Raw genomic sequence first — 17,816 nt, 5'->3', positions numbered from 1 at the left:
CCACTAGGGTGCGCGCATGACTTCTACTCAAGCCGAAATCGACCGGTCCCAGCTCGGCACCCTTTCGGTGCTCGCCTGGATCGGCGACCCCGAAGAGGCGCACGACATCCCGTACCTCCTCGCCTACACCCTCGGGGACGGACCGAAGGGCCGGGAGGCGGGCGAGGCGGCCGCTCGCGGGCTGCTGGAGGAGATCGGCCTGCCCATCGGCGACGTGGTCATGGACGGCACCCTCAAGGCGGCCACCTTCCCGGTGCAGATCCTGCTGGAGGGCAACCAGATCGCGCTCACCCTGCCCGGGATGAACGCGCGCTGCACCGCCCCCGACGAGTGGGTCGCCGCGGCGGACGAGAGCGGCCAGGCGTACTTCCTCTTCGCCACCCGCGCCTGGCCCGAGGCGGTCCCGGGACAGCCGGTCGCCCCGGAGACCCTGCAGGCCTTCGCGGGCGACGAGTCGGTGCTCACCAGCAGCGCGCACTGCGTGCTCGCCGTGCGGCGCGTGCAGCGGTAGCCACCGACCGGGTGCCGCCGCCACCCGCTCCGGCCGCCGGGCTCCCAGCCCGCCCGGTGGCCGGTTCCGCTTTTTCCCGGGCCGCCGTCAGGGCCGCTCGAAGGCGAACTTGAGGGAACGGACCCGGTTGTCGAAGTTCGACCCCGCCAGGTCCGGCAGCCCCACCGCCCGCAACCCGACCGGCCGGGTCAGCAGCTCACGGAAGAGGGCCTTCATCTCCACCCGGGCCAGGTGCGCACCCAGGCAGAAGTGCGGGCCGCCGCCGCCGAACCCCAGGTGCGGATTGGGCGAGCGGGTGATGACGAAGGCGTCCGGGTCGGGGAAGACCGCCTCGTCGCGGTTGGCGGAGGCGTAGTAGAGGACCACCTTGTCGCCCGGCCGGAACACGTGCCCGTCCATGGTGTGTTCGGCGGCCACGGTCCGGCGGAACTGGATGATGGGCGTCGAGTGCCGGATCATCTCGTCCACCGCGCCGTCCGCGTACGTCTCGAAGTCCGAGAGCAGCAGGTCCCGCTGGTCGGGGTGGTCCGTCAGCAGGGACAGCCCATGGGTGATCGCGTTCCGGGTGGTCTCCACCCCGGCGACCATCAACAGGGAGAAGAAGGCGCCGAGCTGGCGGGCCCCGAGGGCCTGGCCGTCGACGTTCGCGCGGACCAGCGCCGAGATCAGGTCGTCGGTGGGGTGCTTGCGCCGCTCCCGTCCGATGCCCGCCACCATCCGCTGCATCCGGGCGAGCGCGCGCAGCCCGCGGCCCGGCATCCGCAGCCGGGAGGCCAGGCCCCGCTCCACACCGATGTTCTCGGAGGCGTGGTTGACGCGGTCGGCGATCTCGGCCCGGTACCGCTCCGGGATGCCCATCATGTTGCAGATGACCTCCAGGGGCAGCCGGGAGGCCACGGCCGAGACGAACTCCTCGGGCCGCTCGGCCAGTACGTCGTCCACGATGCGGGCGGCCACGGCGTGGATGTCGGCCTCGGCGGCCGCCAGCAGGCGGGGCGTGAAGGCACGCTGCACGATCTTGCGCAGTTGGGCGTGGTCGGGACCGTCCAGATTGACCATCGAGTCCCCGAACAGGGCCCGCACCCAGCGGGCCGGCTCAGGAGTGGTCACGCCGGGGGCACTGGCGAAGACCTTGGGGAGGCGGCTGGCCTCCTGCACCTGGGCGTGGCGGACCAGGGCCCAGTGGCCGCGCCCGGACCCTTCGGGGACGAACACCGGACCCTCGGCCGCGCGCAGTCGGGCGAAGGCGGCGAGGCGGTGGGCGGGGGGCTGCTGCCAGAAACCTGGCTCGGCCAGCTCCCTGCCGGGGTCGGTGCCGTGGCGTTGTGCCGGGAGTGTCAAGGCAGGGCCTCCAGTCGGTGCGCGTCGTTCTGCGCTGGAGAACGGCGGCGGGGGCACGGGGGTGACGGTTCGCCGGAGCTCAGACGGCGGCGCCGGTGCGTTCACCGGCCCGCGTGGACAGGGCCAGACCGACCGCCACCGTCAGCACCCCGACGAGGCCCGCCCACAGGACGGCGTACGTACCCGACCAGGTGCAGGCGAGGGTCACGAGGGCGGACACCGGCAGGACCAGCTGCTGGGCGAGGCCACGCTTGAAGTGGCGGGAGTGCAGCAGCCACACCATCAGCAGGAACAGCGCGCTCGGGACCATCACGGCGGCGTTCGCGGCGATCTGCGAGATGTGCGCCTTTCCGACGGCGTGCTCGACCGCGACCTCGATGCCGGCGCCGATCGCCGCACCCGAGAGGAAGATCAGCAGGTGTCCGTAACCCCACGGGATGGCCTCGCGGTTGGACGTCAGGTGCTGGTGCATCGGCACGGCGAAGTAGATCCACCACGCGGCGAAGACGATCAGCAGCCCGCCCGCGGCGATGGGCAGCAACTGGTCCAACGCCTCGTGCTCGTCGATCGCGGACTTCACGGCCACCGTGGCCGCGGCGATCGTCTCGCCGAGCACGATGATGGTGAACAGGCCGTACCGCTCCACGATGTGGTGCGCGTGCCAGGGCGTCTGGTGCCCGCGTTCCGCGATCACCGGAACCGCCAGCTCGGCGACGAGCAGGACGAGGAACGTCCAGCGCTTCAGGTCGTCGGGGACGAACAGCAGGCCGATCCAGCCCAGCTGGCAGATCACCAGTCCGGCCGCGTACTTCAGCGCCGCCGCCCGGGCCTCGCCCTGCTCCCCGGACGCGGCCCGCAGCCACTGCGCCGTCAGGGCGACGCGCATGATGATGTAGCCGGCGACCGCGACCGTCCAGTCGTTGTCGTCGAAGGCCCGGCTCACGCCGGCCGCGTACACGAGCACACCCGCGATCTGCACCAGCGTCGCGATCCGGTACGGGACGTCGTCCACGTCGTAGGCCGAGGCGAACCAGGTGAAGTTCATCCAGGCCCACCACACGCCGAAGAAGACGAAGAAGTAGCCGACCACCCCCGCGCCGGGATGGCCCTCCGCGAGCGAGTGCACCAGCCGGGCGCCGGCCTGGGCGATGGCGACGACGAAGCAGAGGTCGAAGAACAGCTCCAGCGGTGTGGAGGCACGGTGGAGCTCGTCGGGGCTGCGAGCGGTCATGGGGGAGTAGGCCATACCGGCCAGGAGACCAGAGGCGGCGACCTCCGGCAGGGCGGACGCGCGGCCCGCACGGCCGGTGTGCCCCGGGCGGAGGCGCGGCGCGGTCCGTGGCCCTGACCTGGCCGGAGCCCCAGGCGGGCGCCGTCACGGGACCCCCCTCGGCATCAGGGCCGCGTGCCCGCCGGTGTGCCGGTGGTCCTACACCCCTGCCGGGGCCGAGCCGCCCGCCCGCACCGGGCCGGGGGACGGGCCGGCGGCCGGGGCGGGCGACAGGGCCGCCGGGACGGCCCGGCGGGCGGCCGTACCCTGGAGGCATGAGCAGCACCCCCGCACCCGACCCGCGGTCCTCGCGCACCGCCCCCGAGGCCGACCGACCCCGGCCGAAGCCCCGGCTGGTCTTCGACGACCCGCTGGACCAGCAGTCCTCGGACGACACCGACCGAGGCTGGGGCGAGCGCCCGCCCGCCGGCGGAAGCGCGGCCGACCTGGCCCGCTTCCTCGACGAGAAGCCCCCGCACCACGTCTGACCGGCCGAGGCGGCCGGACAGGTCAGAACCCGCCGCGTGGACCGGTGGGGGCCGCGCCGCCGCGCTGTGCGACCAGCTCGTCCCGGATCTCCTTCAGGACCTCCAGCTCGGTGATCTCGACAAGCTCCTGAACGCCTTCCCGTGCCTTGCGCCGGGCCTCCTGCCGCGCGAGGTACTTCGACATGGGCAGCACCATGAGGAAGTACACGACCGCAGCGGTGATGACGAAGGTCAGCGTCGCGTTCAGCACCGAGCCCCAGAGGATCTCGACACCCGTCGGCTGGCCGTTCGCGCCGACGCCGCACGGGGCCTTGATGCAGGTCTTGTAGCCGTCCAGGCTCTGCGTGCCGACCGCGCCGATCACCGGGCTGATGATCCCCTTGACCACCGAGTTCACGATGTTCGTGAACGCGGCGCCGATGACCACGGCCACCGCCAGGTCGACCACGTTGCCGCGCATCAGGAAGGCCTTGAAGCCTGCCAGCACGCTCTCCTTCTTCTTCTCGCTCACCACTGAGCCTCTCTTCACATCTGCCGAACACGGAGCCAACGGTTCCGAAAGCTACGGCAGTCAGGCCGCGGCGTGTCCAATCGGGCCTCATCTCGCGGTGAATTGACCGGCCGTGTGTGCGAATCAGCACAACGTCACCGCCAGTCGGGTCGTAGCGCCCGTGCCCACGAGAACCCGAGCGGTGTCCCGCGGCACGGACAGCACCACCAGCGCCCCACCGTCCGCGACACCCTTGTCCGGCTCGGGCACTTCGCCGACCAGCGCCCCGGCGGCCACCACCTCGGGCGGCCCGGTGCGCTCCGCCGCGACCACGTCCACCCGGTCACCGGGCCGCAGCAGCCGCACCGTCGCCGCGTCCGCGATGCGCACGGGAGCCGACACCATCCGCACCGCGGCGGGTGGCGCCGCACCCTGAGCCGCCCGTACCTCCGGCCGGGCGGCGCCCCGCGAGGCCTGCGCCTCCGTCCCACCCACCGCCACGGCCGCCGCCACGACGGCCAACGCGGCCGACACGGCCCGTCGCCTCCGTCGCACGGCCCGGCGCAGCCGGTCCCCGCCCCGCCCCACGCGAAGCGGCGGGAACGCCGGGACCGGGCGCGCCGGCGGACACGCGGACGCCGTCGCGCAGGCGGCCGGAGCGTGGGAGATGTGCGGGGCGGAGGAGAGGGAGGAAGAGGAAGAGGATGAAGTGGTAGGAGATGAAGGGGCGGAAGGGGTGGAGCAGGACGAAGGGGTCGCGGAACCACGGGACATGACGAACACCACCAGACCGAGTGAGTTGCTGTGCCCGGACCCGACGCCCGGACACCTCTCACGATCCGGCCTCACCGGGAATCCCGCCGGGGCCTGTGGACGATCCCCAGCTTGTGGACAACCCCGTCACCCGTACGAGTCAGCCGACGGCCCCGACGGCCCCGACGGCCCCGACGGCCCCGACGGCCCCGGCGGCCGCCCGCACCCGCCGCAGCGCGGCGACCGGGTCCGCCGCCCGAGCGACCGACCGCCCCACCACCACGTGCGAGGCCCCGGCCGCGAAGGCGGCCCGGGGCGTCCCCGGCCGGGCGTGCCCGCCCGCCGCGCCGCCCTCCGGCTCCAGGACCACCCCCGGCGTGACGACCAACCGGTCCGGCCCCAGGAGCCCGCGCACCGCCATGGCCTCCCGCGGCGAGGCGATGACCCCGTCGCAGCCCGCCCCCTCGGCCAGCCGGGCCAGCCGTAGCACCTGCTCCTCGGTGTCCGCGGCCACGCCGATGTCCGCGAGGTCGCTCCCGGTCATGCTGGTGACCACCGTCAGGGCGAGCACCCGTAGCCGCGGGAACTCCCGCGCCGCCTCCACCGCCGCGGACATGATCCCCGTACCGCCCATGGCGTGCACCGTCACCATGGACGCGCCCAGCGCGCCGGCGGCCCGGACCGCTCCGGCGACGGAGTTCGGGATCTCGAAGAGCTTCAGGTCCAGGAAGACCTCGTGGCCGCGCGCGACGAGGTCCCGCGCGAGTCCGGGGCCCGCGGCGGTCAACAGCTCCAGGCCGATCTTGTAGAAGTCGCATGCGTCGCCGAGGCGCTCGACGAGCGCCTCGGCGGCCCTGCGGTGGTCGAAGTCGAGGGCGACGATGACGCCGCGGTCGGCGTGGGGGAGGTCGGTGTTCACGCCGTCATTGTCGAGGTCACCGGTCGGCCGGGACCTGGCAGGCCTCCGCGAAGCCCTGACCGGTCAGGCCGAAGGCGCTGTTGACGCGCGAGCGCCAGTTCTCCAGCGCGATCATCGCGGTGAGTTCGACGAACGCCTTCTCGCCCAGCCGCGCGATCAGTTCCCGCGCGAGCTCGTCCGTGACCGTCGGCTCGGTCTCCGTCATGGCCTCGGCGTACTCCATGACCAGCAACTCCAGCTCGGTGAACACCTCAGGGGCCTCCCGCCACCGCGGCACCCGCTCGATCTTCTCCGTCGGCACGCCCAGCTCGTGGCCCTCCCAGTACCCGAAGTCCATGCACCACGAGCAGTTGATACGGGCCGCCGCCGCCATCACGGCGAGGTGCTTCAGCCCGGCGTCCAGCGCGTGCCACTTCGCCACGCTCCGCTCCAGCCGGACGTACGAGAGGAGCACACGCGAGTGGTGCCCGTAGGCCTGCCCGGGGTCGAGCACCTTGCCGTACATACGGCGCGAGTACCAGGCCCCGATCCGCAGGAGCAGGGTGCGGGGCGGGGTGAGCGAGATACGCGGCATGACAGTCATCTCCCTGGCCGGGGCGGTCTTGATTCCGCCGTCACCAGGGAGGACCGGACAGCCGGCCGGGATGTGACAGCCGGCGGCGGGTTTCCAGGCGCCTGCGGCGCAGGGGCCCCGCGGGAGCGATCCCGAGAGCGCCGAGGAGCCGGACGGTGAGCTCCTCCGCGCACGGCGCGGAGCCGGTGAGAGCGGCCCATATACCGGCCGGGTCGGCCGTCAGGCCGCCCGCTGCGGCCCGGTCGAGGGCGCACGCCAGGGCCGTCTCCACCGGGAACCGGTCGACGGATATCTGGGTAGTTCTCGGCCATGACCCGGTCGAGCAGCGCCGTCCAGCGGCCCCCGGCGAAGGCGGCGGCCTCGACGACGCCGACGTGACTGTCGAGACGAGAGGGGCCACCGTGAGCGCCGGAGCTCCGGTCCGCCGTGCCGGCACAGCCGCAGCCGCAGCCGCCACCGACGCCGCAGCCACCGACGCCACGCCGTCCGGCCGGTCGGCGTGGCGCACCGCCGACCAGCCACCGCCCAGGTCCTCATCCCCGTCGACGCCCGCGCACATGGCCTCCGCCGCGAACTCACGCAGCACCGCCACCGTCGCGTGCGCCACGGCCGTCCCGCCCCGATACCCCCTGCGCGCAGGCCGGGGGACGCTACTGACAGAGCCGCCGCGGAGCCTGCGGCAGGAGAATTGCGGCAGAAGGCCTGCGGCAGAAGGCCTGCGGCAGAAGGCCTGCGGCAGAAGGGGCTACGGCAGTTCGATGCCCAGGTCCCAGCCGTCGTGCGCGTGCGTGCACAGGCAGGCCCGGGTCTCCGTGGCCGGCAGGGCCGCCACCGCGTCGAAGAGGACCTCGCGCAGCCGTCCGACGTTCTCGCCGAACACCTTCAGGACCTCCGTGTGGGACACGCCCTCACCGGTCTCCGCGCCCGCGTCCAGGTCCGTTACCAGGGCCATCGAGGTGTAGCAGAGCCCCAGCTCGCGGGCGAGGACCGCCTCCGGGTGGCCGGTCATGCCGACCACCGACCAGCCCGCCGCCGCGTGCCACCGCGACTCCGCCCGCGTGGAGAAGCGGGGTCCCTCGATCACGACCATGGTGCCGCCGTCCACCGGCTCCCAGTCCCGCCCGCGGGCCGCCGCCAGCGCCACGGACCGGCCCACCGGGCAGTACGGGTCGGCGAAGGTGGTGTGCACGACGTTCGGTACCGACCCGTCCGGCAGCGGCTCGCCGTCGAAGAAGGTCTGCGCACGGGCCTTCGTACGGTCGACCAGCTGGTCGGGGACGAGCAGCGTGCCCGGCCCGTACTCGGCCCGCAGACCGCCGACCGCGCAGGGGCCCAGCACCTGGCGGACGCCGACCGAGCGCAGGGCCCACAGGTTGGCCCGGTAGTTGATCTTGTGCGGCGGGACGGTGTGGCTGCGCCCGTGCCGAGGCAGGAAGGCCACCTGGCGCCCGGCCAGCTCACCCACGTAAAGGGAGTCGCTCGGGGGTCCGTACGGGGTCTCCACCTGGATCTCGGAGACGTCCTCCAGGAAGGAGTAGAAGCCCGAGCCGCCGATGACACCGATCTCTGCGTTCACCATGCGGTCCACCCTAAGGCCCTGCCGTGGGCATGCCGAAAGCCCCGCTGCCGGTAGGGGCGGCGGGGCCTCGGGGGAGAAGCGATCAGGCGGCCGACGTGGAGCTGCTGCTGCTCGACGAGCTCGACGACGTCGAGGAGGACGAGGCGGCAGGAGCGGCGGCAGCGGTCGACGTCGAGGACGACGAGGAGCTGGACGACGGCTTCGAGGCAGGGGTGCTGCTCGACGACGCGCCACGGCTGTCGTTCCGGTAGAAACCGGAGCCCTTGAAGACGATGCCGACCGCGGAGAACACCTTCTTCAGGCGTCCGTCGCAGCTCGGGCACACGGTCAGTGCGTCATCGGTGAACTTCTGCACGGCCTCAAGGCCCTCACCGCACTCGGTGCACTGGTACTGGTAGGTCGGCACGAATTTCCTCCTGGCACTCTGACTCAATGAGTGCTAACGACGCTCCATGGTGACGTATTCCGGCGGATCAGTCCACCGTCACCGGCACGCGGTGACCGATCCCACGCTCGTTCACCCGGTCACGGGAGGCCGGAGCGTCCGTGGCGCGGGCGGTCGTCCGGACCTCGGCCGGGATCGTCACCCGCTCCGTGACCTGCGGCTTCGCCGGGGCGGCGGGCGCGGTCTCCTGTGCGGACGCGTTCACGATCCGGCTCGGGGCCTTCGGCGCGAGCTTCGCCCGCAGGGCCAGCAGAGTGGTCAGCGCGAGAGCGGTGGCACCCATGGGCACGAGGAAGCCGAACGAGGATCCGTGCGCGTCCGTCAGTCGGCCGGCCAGGATGACGGCGATGGCCTGACCGAAGGCGATCGAGCCGGTCAGCCAGGTGAAGGCCTCGGTCCGGGCGTTCGCGGGGACCAGCTGCTCGACCATCGTGTAGCCGGTGATCAGCGCCGGGGCGATGAACAGGCCGACGACCAGGCCGAGCGCGCCCAGCAGGATCATCGAGTTCGCCGCCCACAGGACGGAGGCGGCGGCGGTGAGGCCGATGTAGCCCAGGATCAGCCGGCGACGCGGGCCGATCTTCCAGGCGACGGCGCCCATGGCGATGCCGGAGATCATGTTGCCGGCGGCGAAGACGCCGTAGAGCAGGCCGTTGGCGCCGGGGTTGCCGATCTCGGCGGAGAAGGCGGCGAGCGAGACCTGCATGCCGCCGAAGACGGCGCCGATCCCGAGGAACGCGAAGATCAGGACGCGCAGGCCCGGGAAGGACAGCGCGAAGGCGCGCTTCTCACCGGTCGGCGACGGGGCGTGGACCTTGGGCTGGCCGGCCCGCCGGGCCGCGAAGAGCAGGCCGCCGAGCAGGGTCAGCGTGGCCTCGGTGACCAGGCCGGCCGCCGGGTGGACGCCGGTGCACAGCGCGGTCGCGAGGACCGGGCCGACGACGAAGGTGAACTCGTCGGTGACGGACTCGAAGGCGGCGGCCGTCGGCAGCAGCGGAGAGCCCTCCAGCTTGGCGGCCCAGCGCGCCCGGACCATCGGTCCGACCTGCGGCACCGAGGCGCCGGTGGGTACGGCGGCGGCCGCCAGCGCGAGCAGCGGGGCGTCCAGCAGCGCGAGCGCGGCCAGGCCTGTGACGGCGACGGCGTGCGCGAGGACGACCGGCAGCAGGACGGCGCTCTGGCCGAAGCGGTCGGTGAAGATGCCCATCAGCGGGGCGGACAGGGCCATGGAGATACCGGTGACGGCGGCGACGACGCCGGCGCTGCCGTAGGAACCGGTGGTGTGCTGGACCAGCAGCAGGATGCTGATCGTCAGCATGCCGAAGGGGAGTCGTGCTGCGAAGCCGGGGAGTACGAAGCCGAGGGCGCCGGGAGTGCGCAGGAGCTGCCCGTAGCCGGGGCGGACGGACGTGTCGGACGTGACCGCGGATGTCACGGCCTTGCCTTTCCGCTGCCTGGTAGAGCGTCCCCGTCTGCGGACGATGCTCCGCTTTGTGAGCGGCCGCACCCGTACATGTGGGAGCCCCGAGAGCTGTCCTCTTGCGCAGAACCGAGTGATACCTGGGCGCCCACTACGGGGTGGTGCCACGGCCGCTTTGCGGTCGCGCCAGCTCTGCGTCAGGCAGAGTTGGTTCGATCTGGTGTGCCTTCATCGTACAGGGAAACCCACTACCACGCCCTGTGAATTCGGCGACAAGGGGTGTCTTCACCTGGGATTAACGGCCGCTTCGCATGTAAAGAGCCCGGAAAGACAGGCAAAAGGGGACATAGCTCGGCGAAATTGGCCGAATTAGAACGACGCTCTAACAAGCAACGGGCCCGACCGCGCTCTAACGGGAAACGGGTCCGCCCGTGCCCAGCCATCCCGCGAGCTTGCCGCCCCGGGCCACCGCCCGCAGCCGCGCCTCCGCCGCGTCCCGGACCGGATCCGTGGCGACCACCAGCAGCTCGTCCCCGTGGCGCAGCACGGTCGACGGCGCCGGCACGAAGCTCTTCGCGTCCCGGACCACCAGCGTGACCGAGGCCCCCGGCGGCAGTCGCAGCTCGCTCACCTCCACGCCGTGCATCCGCGAGGCCGGCGGGATGGAGAAGGACAGCAGGTGCCCGCGCAGCTTCTCCAGGGGCGCCGACTCGATCCCGAGGTCCAGGGCGCCCTCCTCCCCGCTGCCGAGGTTCAGTTTGCGCGCGAGCCACGGCAGGGTCGGCCCCTGCACCAGGGTGTAGACGACGACCAGCACGAAGACGATGTTGAAGACCCGGTCGCTGCCCTCGATCCCGGACACCATCGGGATGGTCGCCAGGATGATGGGCACGGCTCCGCGCAGACCCGCCCACGACATCAGCACCTGCTCCTGCCAGGAGAGCCGGAAGGGCAGCAGGCTGATGAACACCTCCAAGGGTCGCGCCACCATCGTCAGCACCAGCCCGATGATCACAGCGGGCCAGAAGTCGCGAACCAGCTCGTGCGGGGTGACCAGCAGGCCCAGCAGCACGAACATGCCGATCTGGGCGATCCAGCCGAGCCCGTCGGCGAAGCCCCGGGTGGCCGGCCAGTGCGGAAGCTTGGCGTTCCCGAGCACCATCGCCGCCAGGTACACGGCGAGGAAGCCGGAGCCGTGCGCGATGGCGCCGGCCGCGTACGCCACGATGGCGATGGCCATCACGGCGATCGGGTAGAGGCCGGAGGCGGGCAGCGCGACGTGCCGCAGCCCGTACGCGCCCAGGAAGCCCACGGTCAGGCCGATCGCCGCGCCGATCGCCAGCTCCAGGGCGATCTTGCCGATCAGGAGGTACCACTCGTCCACCGGACCCACCGTCGAGAAGGCCACCACCAGGATCACGACGGGTGCGTCGTTGAACCCGGACTCGGCCTCCAGCACGCCGGTGATCCGCGCGGGCAGGGGGACCTTGCGCAGCACGGAGAAGACGGCCGCCGCGTCCGTCGAGGAGACGACCGCGCCGATCAGCAGGGCCTGGCGCCATTCCAGGCCGACCAGGTAGTGCGCTCCCGCCGCCGTCACGCCCACGCTCACCGCGACGCCCACCAGTGACAGCATGACCGCTGCCGGCAGGGCCGGCTTGATCTCTTTCCACTTGGTGCCCAGACCACCCTCGGCGAGGATCACGACGAGCGCGGCATAACCGATGACCTGGGTCAGCTCGGCATTGTCGAACACGACGTTGCCGATGCCGTCCTGGCCTATCGCGATGCCTATGCCGAGGTAGATGAGCAGGCTGGGAAGGCCGCTGCGTGAAGAGATGCGTACCGCCGCCACGGCGACGAGCAGCACGAGCGAGCAGACCAGCAGAAGCTCATTGAGCGTGTGGACAGTCAGCGGGCGGCCCTCCTCAATGCGCCCGGTGGATCGATCCTCCCGGCGACAAGTTCGGCAAGTAGTTCGTTACCTTACCTAATCTTTGACGCGCCCTTTACGCGATAACCACATTGTGAAACGCCTGTTCGCTCCTGTCCTCGTCAGCTCCACCCCTGGCGGATCAACGAAGTCGGTCCTGCGCCTATGGTTGCTCCCAGCACTCCCAGGACCACCCTGCCCCTCTAAGGACAGCGATGCCCGCCAACGAAACCGCTCCTCCCGTCAAGAAGAAGGGACGACGCGCCCGTCTGATCGTGCTCGTCCTGGTCCTGGCTCTCGTCGCGGGCCTCGGCTACGGGGCGTACTGGAGCGTGGACGGCGTGCGCGCCTCCTTCCCCCAGACGACCGGCTCCCTCAAGGTGCCGGGCCTGACCGGGACCGTCGACGTCAAGCGCGACGCCCACGGCATTCCCCAGCTCTACGCCGACAACGACGACGACCTCTTCCGCGCGCAGGGCTTCGTGCACGCGCAGGACCGGTTCTGGGAGATGGACGTACGGCGTCACATGACGTCCGGCCGACTCTCCGAGATGTTCGGTTCCGGCCAGGTCGAGACCGATGCCTTCCTGCGCACGCTGGGCTGGCGCCAGGTCGCGCAGGCCGAGTTCGACACCAAGCTGTCGCCCGAGACCAAGAAGTACCTCCAGGCCTACGCCGACGGGGTCAACGCGTACCTGAAGGGGAAGTCCGGCAAGGACCTCTCCGTCGAGCACGCGGCCCTGAAGCTCACCGACGACTACCGGCCCGAGCAGTGGTCGCCGGTGGACTCGGTGGCCTGGCTCAAGGCGATGGCGTGGGACCTGCGCGGCAACATGCAGGACGAGATCGACCGCGCGCTGATGGCGACCAAGCTCTCGCAGGCGCAGATCGACGAGCTCTACCCGCCGTACCCCTTCGACCGGAACAAGCCGATCGTCGAGGGCGGCAAGGTCGACGGCGGCAAGTACACCCCGCAGGGCGTCACGGGCAGCGGCTCGGGCACCGGTACCGGCTCGGGCAGCGGCTCCGGCGGCAACGCCGTCGGCGGCCAGACCTCGACCGTCACGGGTCCGATCGGCGCCCCGACCGACGCTCCGGCCAACGGACTGGCCGACAACGTCGCCGCCCAGGGCGCGACCGTGGGGCTGCGCACCCAGCTGACCTCCCTCGCCGACACCCTGGACAAGATCCCCGCGATCCTCGGCCCCAACGGCAGCGGCATCGGATCGAACTCCTGGGTCATCTCCGGCAAGTACACGACCACCGGCAAGCCGCTGCTCGCGAACGACCCGCACCTGTCCCCGCAGCTGCCCTCGGTCTGGTACCAGATGGGCCTGCACTGCCGCGCGGTCTCGGCCCAGTGCCAGTACGACGTGGCCGGCTACACCTTCTCGGGCATGCCCGGCGTGATCATCGGCCACAACACCGACATCGCCTGGGGCATGACCAACCTCGGTGCCGACGTCACCGACCTCTACCTGGAGCAGGTCAAGCCCGAGGGCTACGTCTACGACAACAAGGTGCTCCCCTTCACCACCCGCGAAGAGGTCATCAAGATCGCGGGCGGCGACAGCAAGAAGATCACCGTTCGCACCACCAACAACGGCCCGCTCGTCTCGGACCGCAGCGAGGAGCTCGGCACGGTCGGCAGCCGCGCCCCCGTCGCCAGCTCCGCCCCCGACCGCGGTGACGGCTACGCCGTCGCCCTGCGCTGGACGGCGCTCGACCCGGGCAAGTCCATGGACGCGGTCTTCAAGCTCGACCGGGCCAAGACCTTCGACGACTTCCGCAAGGCGGCCGCCGACTTCGAGGTCCCGTCGCAGAACCTGATCTACGCCGACAACAAGGGCACCAACGGCAACATCGGCTACCAGGCCCCGGGCCGCATCCCGGTGCGTGGCCAGGGCGACGGCCGCATGCCCGCCCCGGGCTGGGACTCCAAGTACGCCTGGAAGGGCGGCAAGGACAACGCCGGCTACATCCCGCAGAGCGAGATGCCCTGGGACCAGAACCCGTCCCGCGGCTACATCGTCACCGCCAACCAGGCGGTCGTGGAGACCGGGACCGGCGCCGGCAAGTACCCGAACCTGCTGACCACCGACTGGGGCTACGGCGCCCGCAGCCAGCGGATCAACGACCTCATCGAGGCGAAGATCAAGGACGGCGGTCGGATCTCGACCGACGACATGCGCACCATGCAGATGGACAACAGCAGCGAGATCGCCGCGCTGCTGACCCCGATGCTGGCGAAGATAGAGGTCTCGGACCCGGGCGTGCGGGCCGCGCAGAAGCTGCTCGACGGCTGGAACTACACGCAGGAGCCCGACTCGGCGGCCGCGGCCTACTTCAACGCGGTCTGGCGCAACATCCTCAAGCTGGCCTTCGGCGACAAGATGCCCAAGGAGCTGCGGATCGAGGGCAGCTGCATGAGCGTCGTCGGCACCGGCACCGGCCCCGCCGACGACCTCGCCAAGACGGTCCGCGAATGCGGCACCCGCGACTCCGACTCCGCGCAGCCCGACGGCGGCGACCGCTGGTTCGAGGTGGTCCGCCGCCTGGTCAAGGACGAGAAGTCGGCGTGGTGGACCTCGCCGAGGACCATCACGCTGCCGGCCGTCACCAACCGCGACGAGCTCTTCGCCCGGGCCATGCGCGACGCCCGCTGGGAGCTGACCGCCAAGCTCGGCAAGGACCAGTCCACCTGGAGCTGGGGCCGCCTGCACCAGCTGACACTGAAGAACCAGACGATCGGCACCGAGGGCCCCGGCTTCATGCGGTGGCTCCTCAACCGCGGCCCGTGGGACGTGGGCGGCGGCGAGGCCACGGTCAACGCGACCGGCTGGAACGCCTCCAGCGGGTACGGGGTCACGTGGGTGCCCTCGATGCGGATGGTCGTGAACCTCAACGAGCTCGACAAGTCGCGCTGGATCAACCTGACGGGTGCCTCGGGGCACGCGTACAACGCGCACTACACGGACCAGACGACGATGTGGGCCAAGGGCGAGTTGCTGGAGTGGCCCTTCGGCAAGGAAGCCGTCGAGAAGGCCACGGTCGACACCCTGACCCTCAAGCCCGAGGGGGCCGGCTCCTAGGGACGACCGAAGCGGCGCATCCCTGAGGGGGTCGCCACCGCTCGTACGGGGTGGTCGTGCGGTTCCTCCGGGACCCGCGCGACCACCTCTTCGTCGTAGAGGAGCACCACCAGCGCGGGATGCGCCCCGGCGCGCTCCAGCCGCTCCAGCACCCGGTCGTACGAGCCTCCGCCGCGGCCGAGGCGCATCCCGCGGCCGTCCACCGCGAGCCCGGGCAGCAACACGGCGTCGGCCCCGGTGACCGCGTCCGGTCCGAGCGCGGGGCCGGTCGGCTCCAGCAGCCGCATCTTGCCCGGGTGGGCGGCCTCGGCGAGTGAGGCCGGGCCTTCGTACGCGGCCCAGTCGAGGTCGTTGTCGGGCAGCAGCAGCGGGAGCAGCACCCGCTTGCCGGCCGCGCGCAGGGCGTCGAGGAGGTCCCGGGTACCGGGTTCGGTGCCGACCGAGACGTACGCCGCCACCGTGCGGGCGTCGGCCAGTTCGGGCAGTTCGCATGCCCTGACGGCGAGTGCGGCGGCCGCCGCGCGGCACTGTTCGGGGGACAAGGCACGGCGCGCGGAGAGCAGTTCTCGGCGCAGTTCGGCCTTGGCGGAAGCGGTGGGCTGGTTCTCTGCCACGAGGAAATCAAATATCCTTCCGAATCGGGGCATACCTGTATCTACCTGCTGCGATCTCGTCCGGCGTTCGACGGAAGGCCACTATCGTTCGGGGCATGACTATGTTGCACCCCGTGATCAAGAAGGCCGTGATTCCGGCCGCTGGCCTCGGTACCCGCTTCCTCCCGGCGACCAAGGCGACCCCGAAGGAAATGCTCCCGGTTGTGGACAAGCCGGCCATTCAGTATGTGGTCGAGGAGGCCGTCGGGGCCGGGCTCGATGACGTTCTCATGATCACTGGGCGTAACAAGCGTGCCCTGGAAGACCACTTCGACCGGAACTACGAGCTGGAGTCGGCTCTCATCGCCAAGGGCGACGACGACCGCCTGAAGAAGGTCCAGGAGTCCAGCGACCTGGCCACCATGCACTACGTCCGCCAGGGCGACCCGCGGGGCCTCGGCCACGCGGTGCTGTGCGCCGAGCCGCACGTCGGCCGCGAGCCCTTCGCCGTCCTGCTCGGTGACGACCTCATCGACCCGCGCGACCCGCTGCTGCGCCAGATGGCCGACATCTACGCCCGCACCGGCGGCACCGTCATCGCGCTCATGGAGGTCGACCCGGCCAACGTCCACCTCTACGGCTGCGCCGCCGTCGAGGCCACGGACGAGGAGGACGTGGTCCGCATCACCGGCCTCGTCGAGAAGCCGGACCCCCAGGACGCCCCCAGCAACTACGCGGTCATCGGACGTTACGTCCTCAACCCCGCGATCTTCGACATACTGCGGGAGACCGAGCCGGGCCGCGGTGGGGAGATCCAGCTCACCGACGCCCTGCAGAAGCTGGCCGCCGACGAGACCGTCGGTGGTCCGGTGCACGGCGTGATCTTCCGGGGCCGTCGCTACGACACCGGGGACCGCGGCGACTACCTGCGGGCCATCGTCCGCCTCGCGTGCGAGCGCGAGGACCTGGGCCCCGAGTTCCGCACCTGGCTTCACCGTTACGTCACGGAGGAGATGTAGCACCTTGAGCAGTTCCGCACCGCAGGATCCTCGACCGGAGGGCGGCCACCGTCTGTGGTCCGTGGACGAGCACCTCGCGGACATCCTCTCGGCCGTCCGGCCGTTGGAGCCCATCGAGCTCCAACTGCTGGACGCCCAGGGCTGTGTCCTGGTCGAAGACGTGACCGTGCCCGTCGCCCTTCCGCCCTTCGACAACAGCTCCATGGACGGCTACGCCGTCCGAACGGCCGACGTCCAGGGTGCGAGCGAGGAGTTCCCCGCGGTGCTGACGGTCGTCGGGGACGTCGCGGCGGGCAGCGGTGAGCTGCCCACCGTCGGCCCCGGCGAGGCCGCCCGCATCATGACCGGCGCCCCGCTGCCGCCCGGCGCTGAAGCCGTCGTACCGGTCGAGTGGACCGACGGCGGCACGGGCGGCGGCGCGGCCGCCGGGATGACCCCGGCCAGTGCCGCCCCCGAGCGGGCGGGCGGCGAGGTCCGGGTGCACCGCGCCGCCGAGGCGCGGGCCCACGTCCGCGCGCGCGGTAGCGACGTACAGGCCGGTGACCTGGCCCTCGCGGCCGGCACCGTCCTGGGGCCGCCGCAGATCGCCCTGCTGGCCGCCATCGGGCGCGGCACCGTACGGGTGCGGCCGCGCCCCCGCGTGGTGGTCATGTCCACCGGCAGTGAGCTGGTCCAGCCGGGTGAGGCGCTCGCGGCGGGCACCATCTACGACTCCAACAGCTTCGCGCTGGCCGCGGCCGCCCGGGACGCCGGCGCCATCGCCTACCGGGTCGGCGCCGTCGCCGACGACGCCGACACCCTGCGCGCCACCATCGAGGACCAGCTGATCAGGGCCGACCTGCTGGTCACCACGGGCGGGGTCAGCGTCGGCGCGTACGACGTCGTCAAGGAGGCGCTGTCCTCCGTCGGGCAGTCCGACGCGGGCGAGGGCGAGGGCCAGGACGTCGACGGCGGCCGGATGGACTTCCGCAAGCTCGCCATGCAGCCCGGCAAGCCGCAGGGTTTCGGCACGATCGGCCCCGACCACACCCCGCTGCTGGCCCTGCCCGGCAACCCGGTGTCCTCGTACGTCTCCTTCGAGCTGTTCGTGCGGCCCGCGATCCGCGCCCTCATGGGGCTGCCGGAGTCCGAGGTCCGGCGGCCGAGCGTGCGCGCGGTGCTGAGCGCCGACAAGGCACTCGGCTCCCCGGCCGGCCGCCGCCAGTTCCTGCGCGGCACGTACGACGCGGAGAGCGGCACGGTCAGTCCGGTCGGCGGATCGGGCTCCCACCTGATCGCCGCGCTGGCGCACGCGGACTCCCTGATGGTCGTACCGGAGGACGTCACCTCGGTGGAGCCGGGGACCGAGCTGGAAGTGATCCTGCTCGGCTGAAGTCGGGCCGGTGCGGG

Annotated in this window: 16 protein-coding genes; 5 read left to right on the top strand and 11 right to left on the bottom strand. The window is 71.6% G+C overall.

Going from position 1 to position 17,816, the window contains the following annotated elements; all coding sequences use genetic code 11:
* The first annotated feature begins 16 nt into the window (after positions 1-16).
* Positions 17-511 (top strand): DUF5949 family protein, encoded by a 495-nt coding sequence (locus ACGFYY_RS23060; RefSeq protein WP_033223804.1) that lies wholly within the window; start codon positions 17-19, stop codon positions 509-511.
* Between the two features lie 87 nt (positions 512-598).
* On the opposite strand, the gene ACGFYY_RS23055 is transcribed toward ACGFYY_RS23060, so the two are convergent.
* Positions 599-1,852: a cytochrome P450 gene (locus ACGFYY_RS23055; protein ID WP_393711891.1), complete on the bottom strand. Its 1,254-nt coding sequence runs from the start codon at positions 1,850-1,852 to the stop codon at positions 599-601.
* Positions 1,853-1,931: 79 nt separating this feature from the next.
* Entirely contained in the window at positions 1,932-3,083 is a 1,152-nt protein-coding gene (locus ACGFYY_RS23050) for a low temperature requirement protein A (RefSeq protein ID WP_393711889.1), read from the bottom strand.
* A gap of 314 nt (positions 3,084-3,397) precedes the next feature.
* Here ACGFYY_RS23050 and ACGFYY_RS23045 point away from each other — a divergent pair, with 314 nt between their 5' ends.
* Entirely contained in the window at positions 3,398-3,610 is a 213-nt protein-coding gene (locus ACGFYY_RS23045; RefSeq protein WP_365267759.1) for a hypothetical protein, read from the top strand.
* A gap of 22 nt (positions 3,611-3,632) precedes the next feature.
* Here ACGFYY_RS23045 and ACGFYY_RS23040 read toward each other — a convergent pair whose 3' ends face one another.
* The 8 genes from ACGFYY_RS23040 to ACGFYY_RS23005 all read right to left on the bottom strand — a co-directional run bounded on the left by ACGFYY_RS23040 (position 3,633) and on the right by ACGFYY_RS23005 (position 11,723).
* Positions 3,633-4,124 (bottom strand): MscL family protein, encoded by a 492-nt coding sequence (locus tag ACGFYY_RS23040; RefSeq protein ID WP_393711887.1) that lies wholly within the window; start codon positions 4,122-4,124, stop codon positions 3,633-3,635.
* A 120-nt stretch (positions 4,125-4,244) separates the two neighbouring features.
* Positions 4,245-4,634: a hypothetical protein gene (locus ACGFYY_RS23035; protein WP_393711885.1), complete on the bottom strand. Its 390-nt coding sequence runs from the start codon at positions 4,632-4,634 to the stop codon at positions 4,245-4,247.
* Between the two features lie 379 nt (positions 4,635-5,013).
* Positions 5,014-5,772 (bottom strand): orotidine-5'-phosphate decarboxylase, encoded by a 759-nt coding sequence (pyrF, locus tag ACGFYY_RS23030; RefSeq protein WP_393711883.1) that lies wholly within the window; start codon positions 5,770-5,772, stop codon positions 5,014-5,016.
* A gap of 16 nt (positions 5,773-5,788) precedes the next feature.
* On the bottom strand, positions 5,789-6,346 hold the full coding sequence (locus ACGFYY_RS23025) for a carboxymuconolactone decarboxylase family protein (protein WP_365267754.1): 558 nt from the start codon (positions 6,344-6,346) through the stop codon (positions 5,789-5,791).
* Between the two features lie 745 nt (positions 6,347-7,091).
* Positions 7,092-7,925 carry an S-methyl-5'-thioadenosine phosphorylase gene (locus tag ACGFYY_RS23020; protein ID WP_030009687.1) on the bottom strand — a complete coding sequence of 278 codons (834 nt, stop codon included), beginning with the start codon at positions 7,923-7,925 and terminating at the stop codon, positions 7,092-7,094.
* An 82-nt stretch (positions 7,926-8,007) separates the two neighbouring features.
* Positions 8,008-8,331, bottom strand: coding sequence for an FmdB family zinc ribbon protein (locus ACGFYY_RS23015; RefSeq protein ID WP_030761807.1), 324 nt, complete (start codon positions 8,329-8,331; stop codon positions 8,008-8,010).
* Between the two features lie 67 nt (positions 8,332-8,398).
* Positions 8,399-9,805, bottom strand: coding sequence for an MFS transporter (locus tag ACGFYY_RS23010; RefSeq protein WP_393711879.1), 1,407 nt, complete (start codon positions 9,803-9,805; stop codon positions 8,399-8,401).
* Positions 9,806-10,199: 394 nt separating this feature from the next.
* Positions 10,200-11,723 (bottom strand): potassium/proton antiporter, encoded by a 1,524-nt coding sequence (locus ACGFYY_RS23005; RefSeq protein ID WP_393712052.1) that lies wholly within the window; start codon positions 11,721-11,723, stop codon positions 10,200-10,202.
* 215 nt (positions 11,724-11,938) lie between these two features.
* On the opposite strand from ACGFYY_RS23005, the gene ACGFYY_RS23000 reads away from it, so the two are divergent.
* The gene (locus ACGFYY_RS23000) at positions 11,939-14,815 is read left to right on the top strand and encodes a penicillin acylase family protein (protein ID WP_393711877.1); all 2,877 of its coding nucleotides are present in this window, start codon (positions 11,939-11,941) and stop codon (positions 14,813-14,815) included.
* Here the strand turns inward: ACGFYY_RS23000 and ACGFYY_RS22995 are convergent.
* Positions 14,812-15,429 carry a 5-formyltetrahydrofolate cyclo-ligase gene (locus ACGFYY_RS22995; protein WP_393711875.1) on the bottom strand — a complete coding sequence of 206 codons (618 nt, stop codon included), beginning with the start codon at positions 15,427-15,429 and terminating at the stop codon, positions 14,812-14,814. The genes ACGFYY_RS23000 and ACGFYY_RS22995 overlap by 4 nt on opposite strands.
* Before the next feature lie 95 nt (positions 15,430-15,524).
* On the opposite strand from ACGFYY_RS22995, the gene galU reads away from it, so the two are divergent.
* Positions 15,525-16,427 (top strand): UTP--glucose-1-phosphate uridylyltransferase GalU, encoded by a 903-nt coding sequence (gene galU / locus ACGFYY_RS22990; RefSeq protein ID WP_301370378.1) that lies wholly within the window; start codon positions 15,525-15,527, stop codon positions 16,425-16,427.
* Positions 16,428-16,431: 4 nt separating this feature from the next.
* Positions 16,432-17,799, top strand: coding sequence for a gephyrin-like molybdotransferase Glp (glp, locus tag ACGFYY_RS22985; RefSeq protein ID WP_393711872.1), 1,368 nt, complete (start codon positions 16,432-16,434; stop codon positions 17,797-17,799).
* Positions 17,800-17,816 lie beyond the last annotated feature (17 nt).

The sequence above is a fragment of the Streptomyces sp. NPDC048331 genome (assembly GCF_043201215.1).
Lineage (GTDB): Bacteria > Actinomycetota > Actinomycetes > Streptomycetales > Streptomycetaceae > Streptomyces.
Note: the sequence above shows the minus strand (reverse complement) of the source record. Positions and strands in the feature narration are given on the sequence as shown.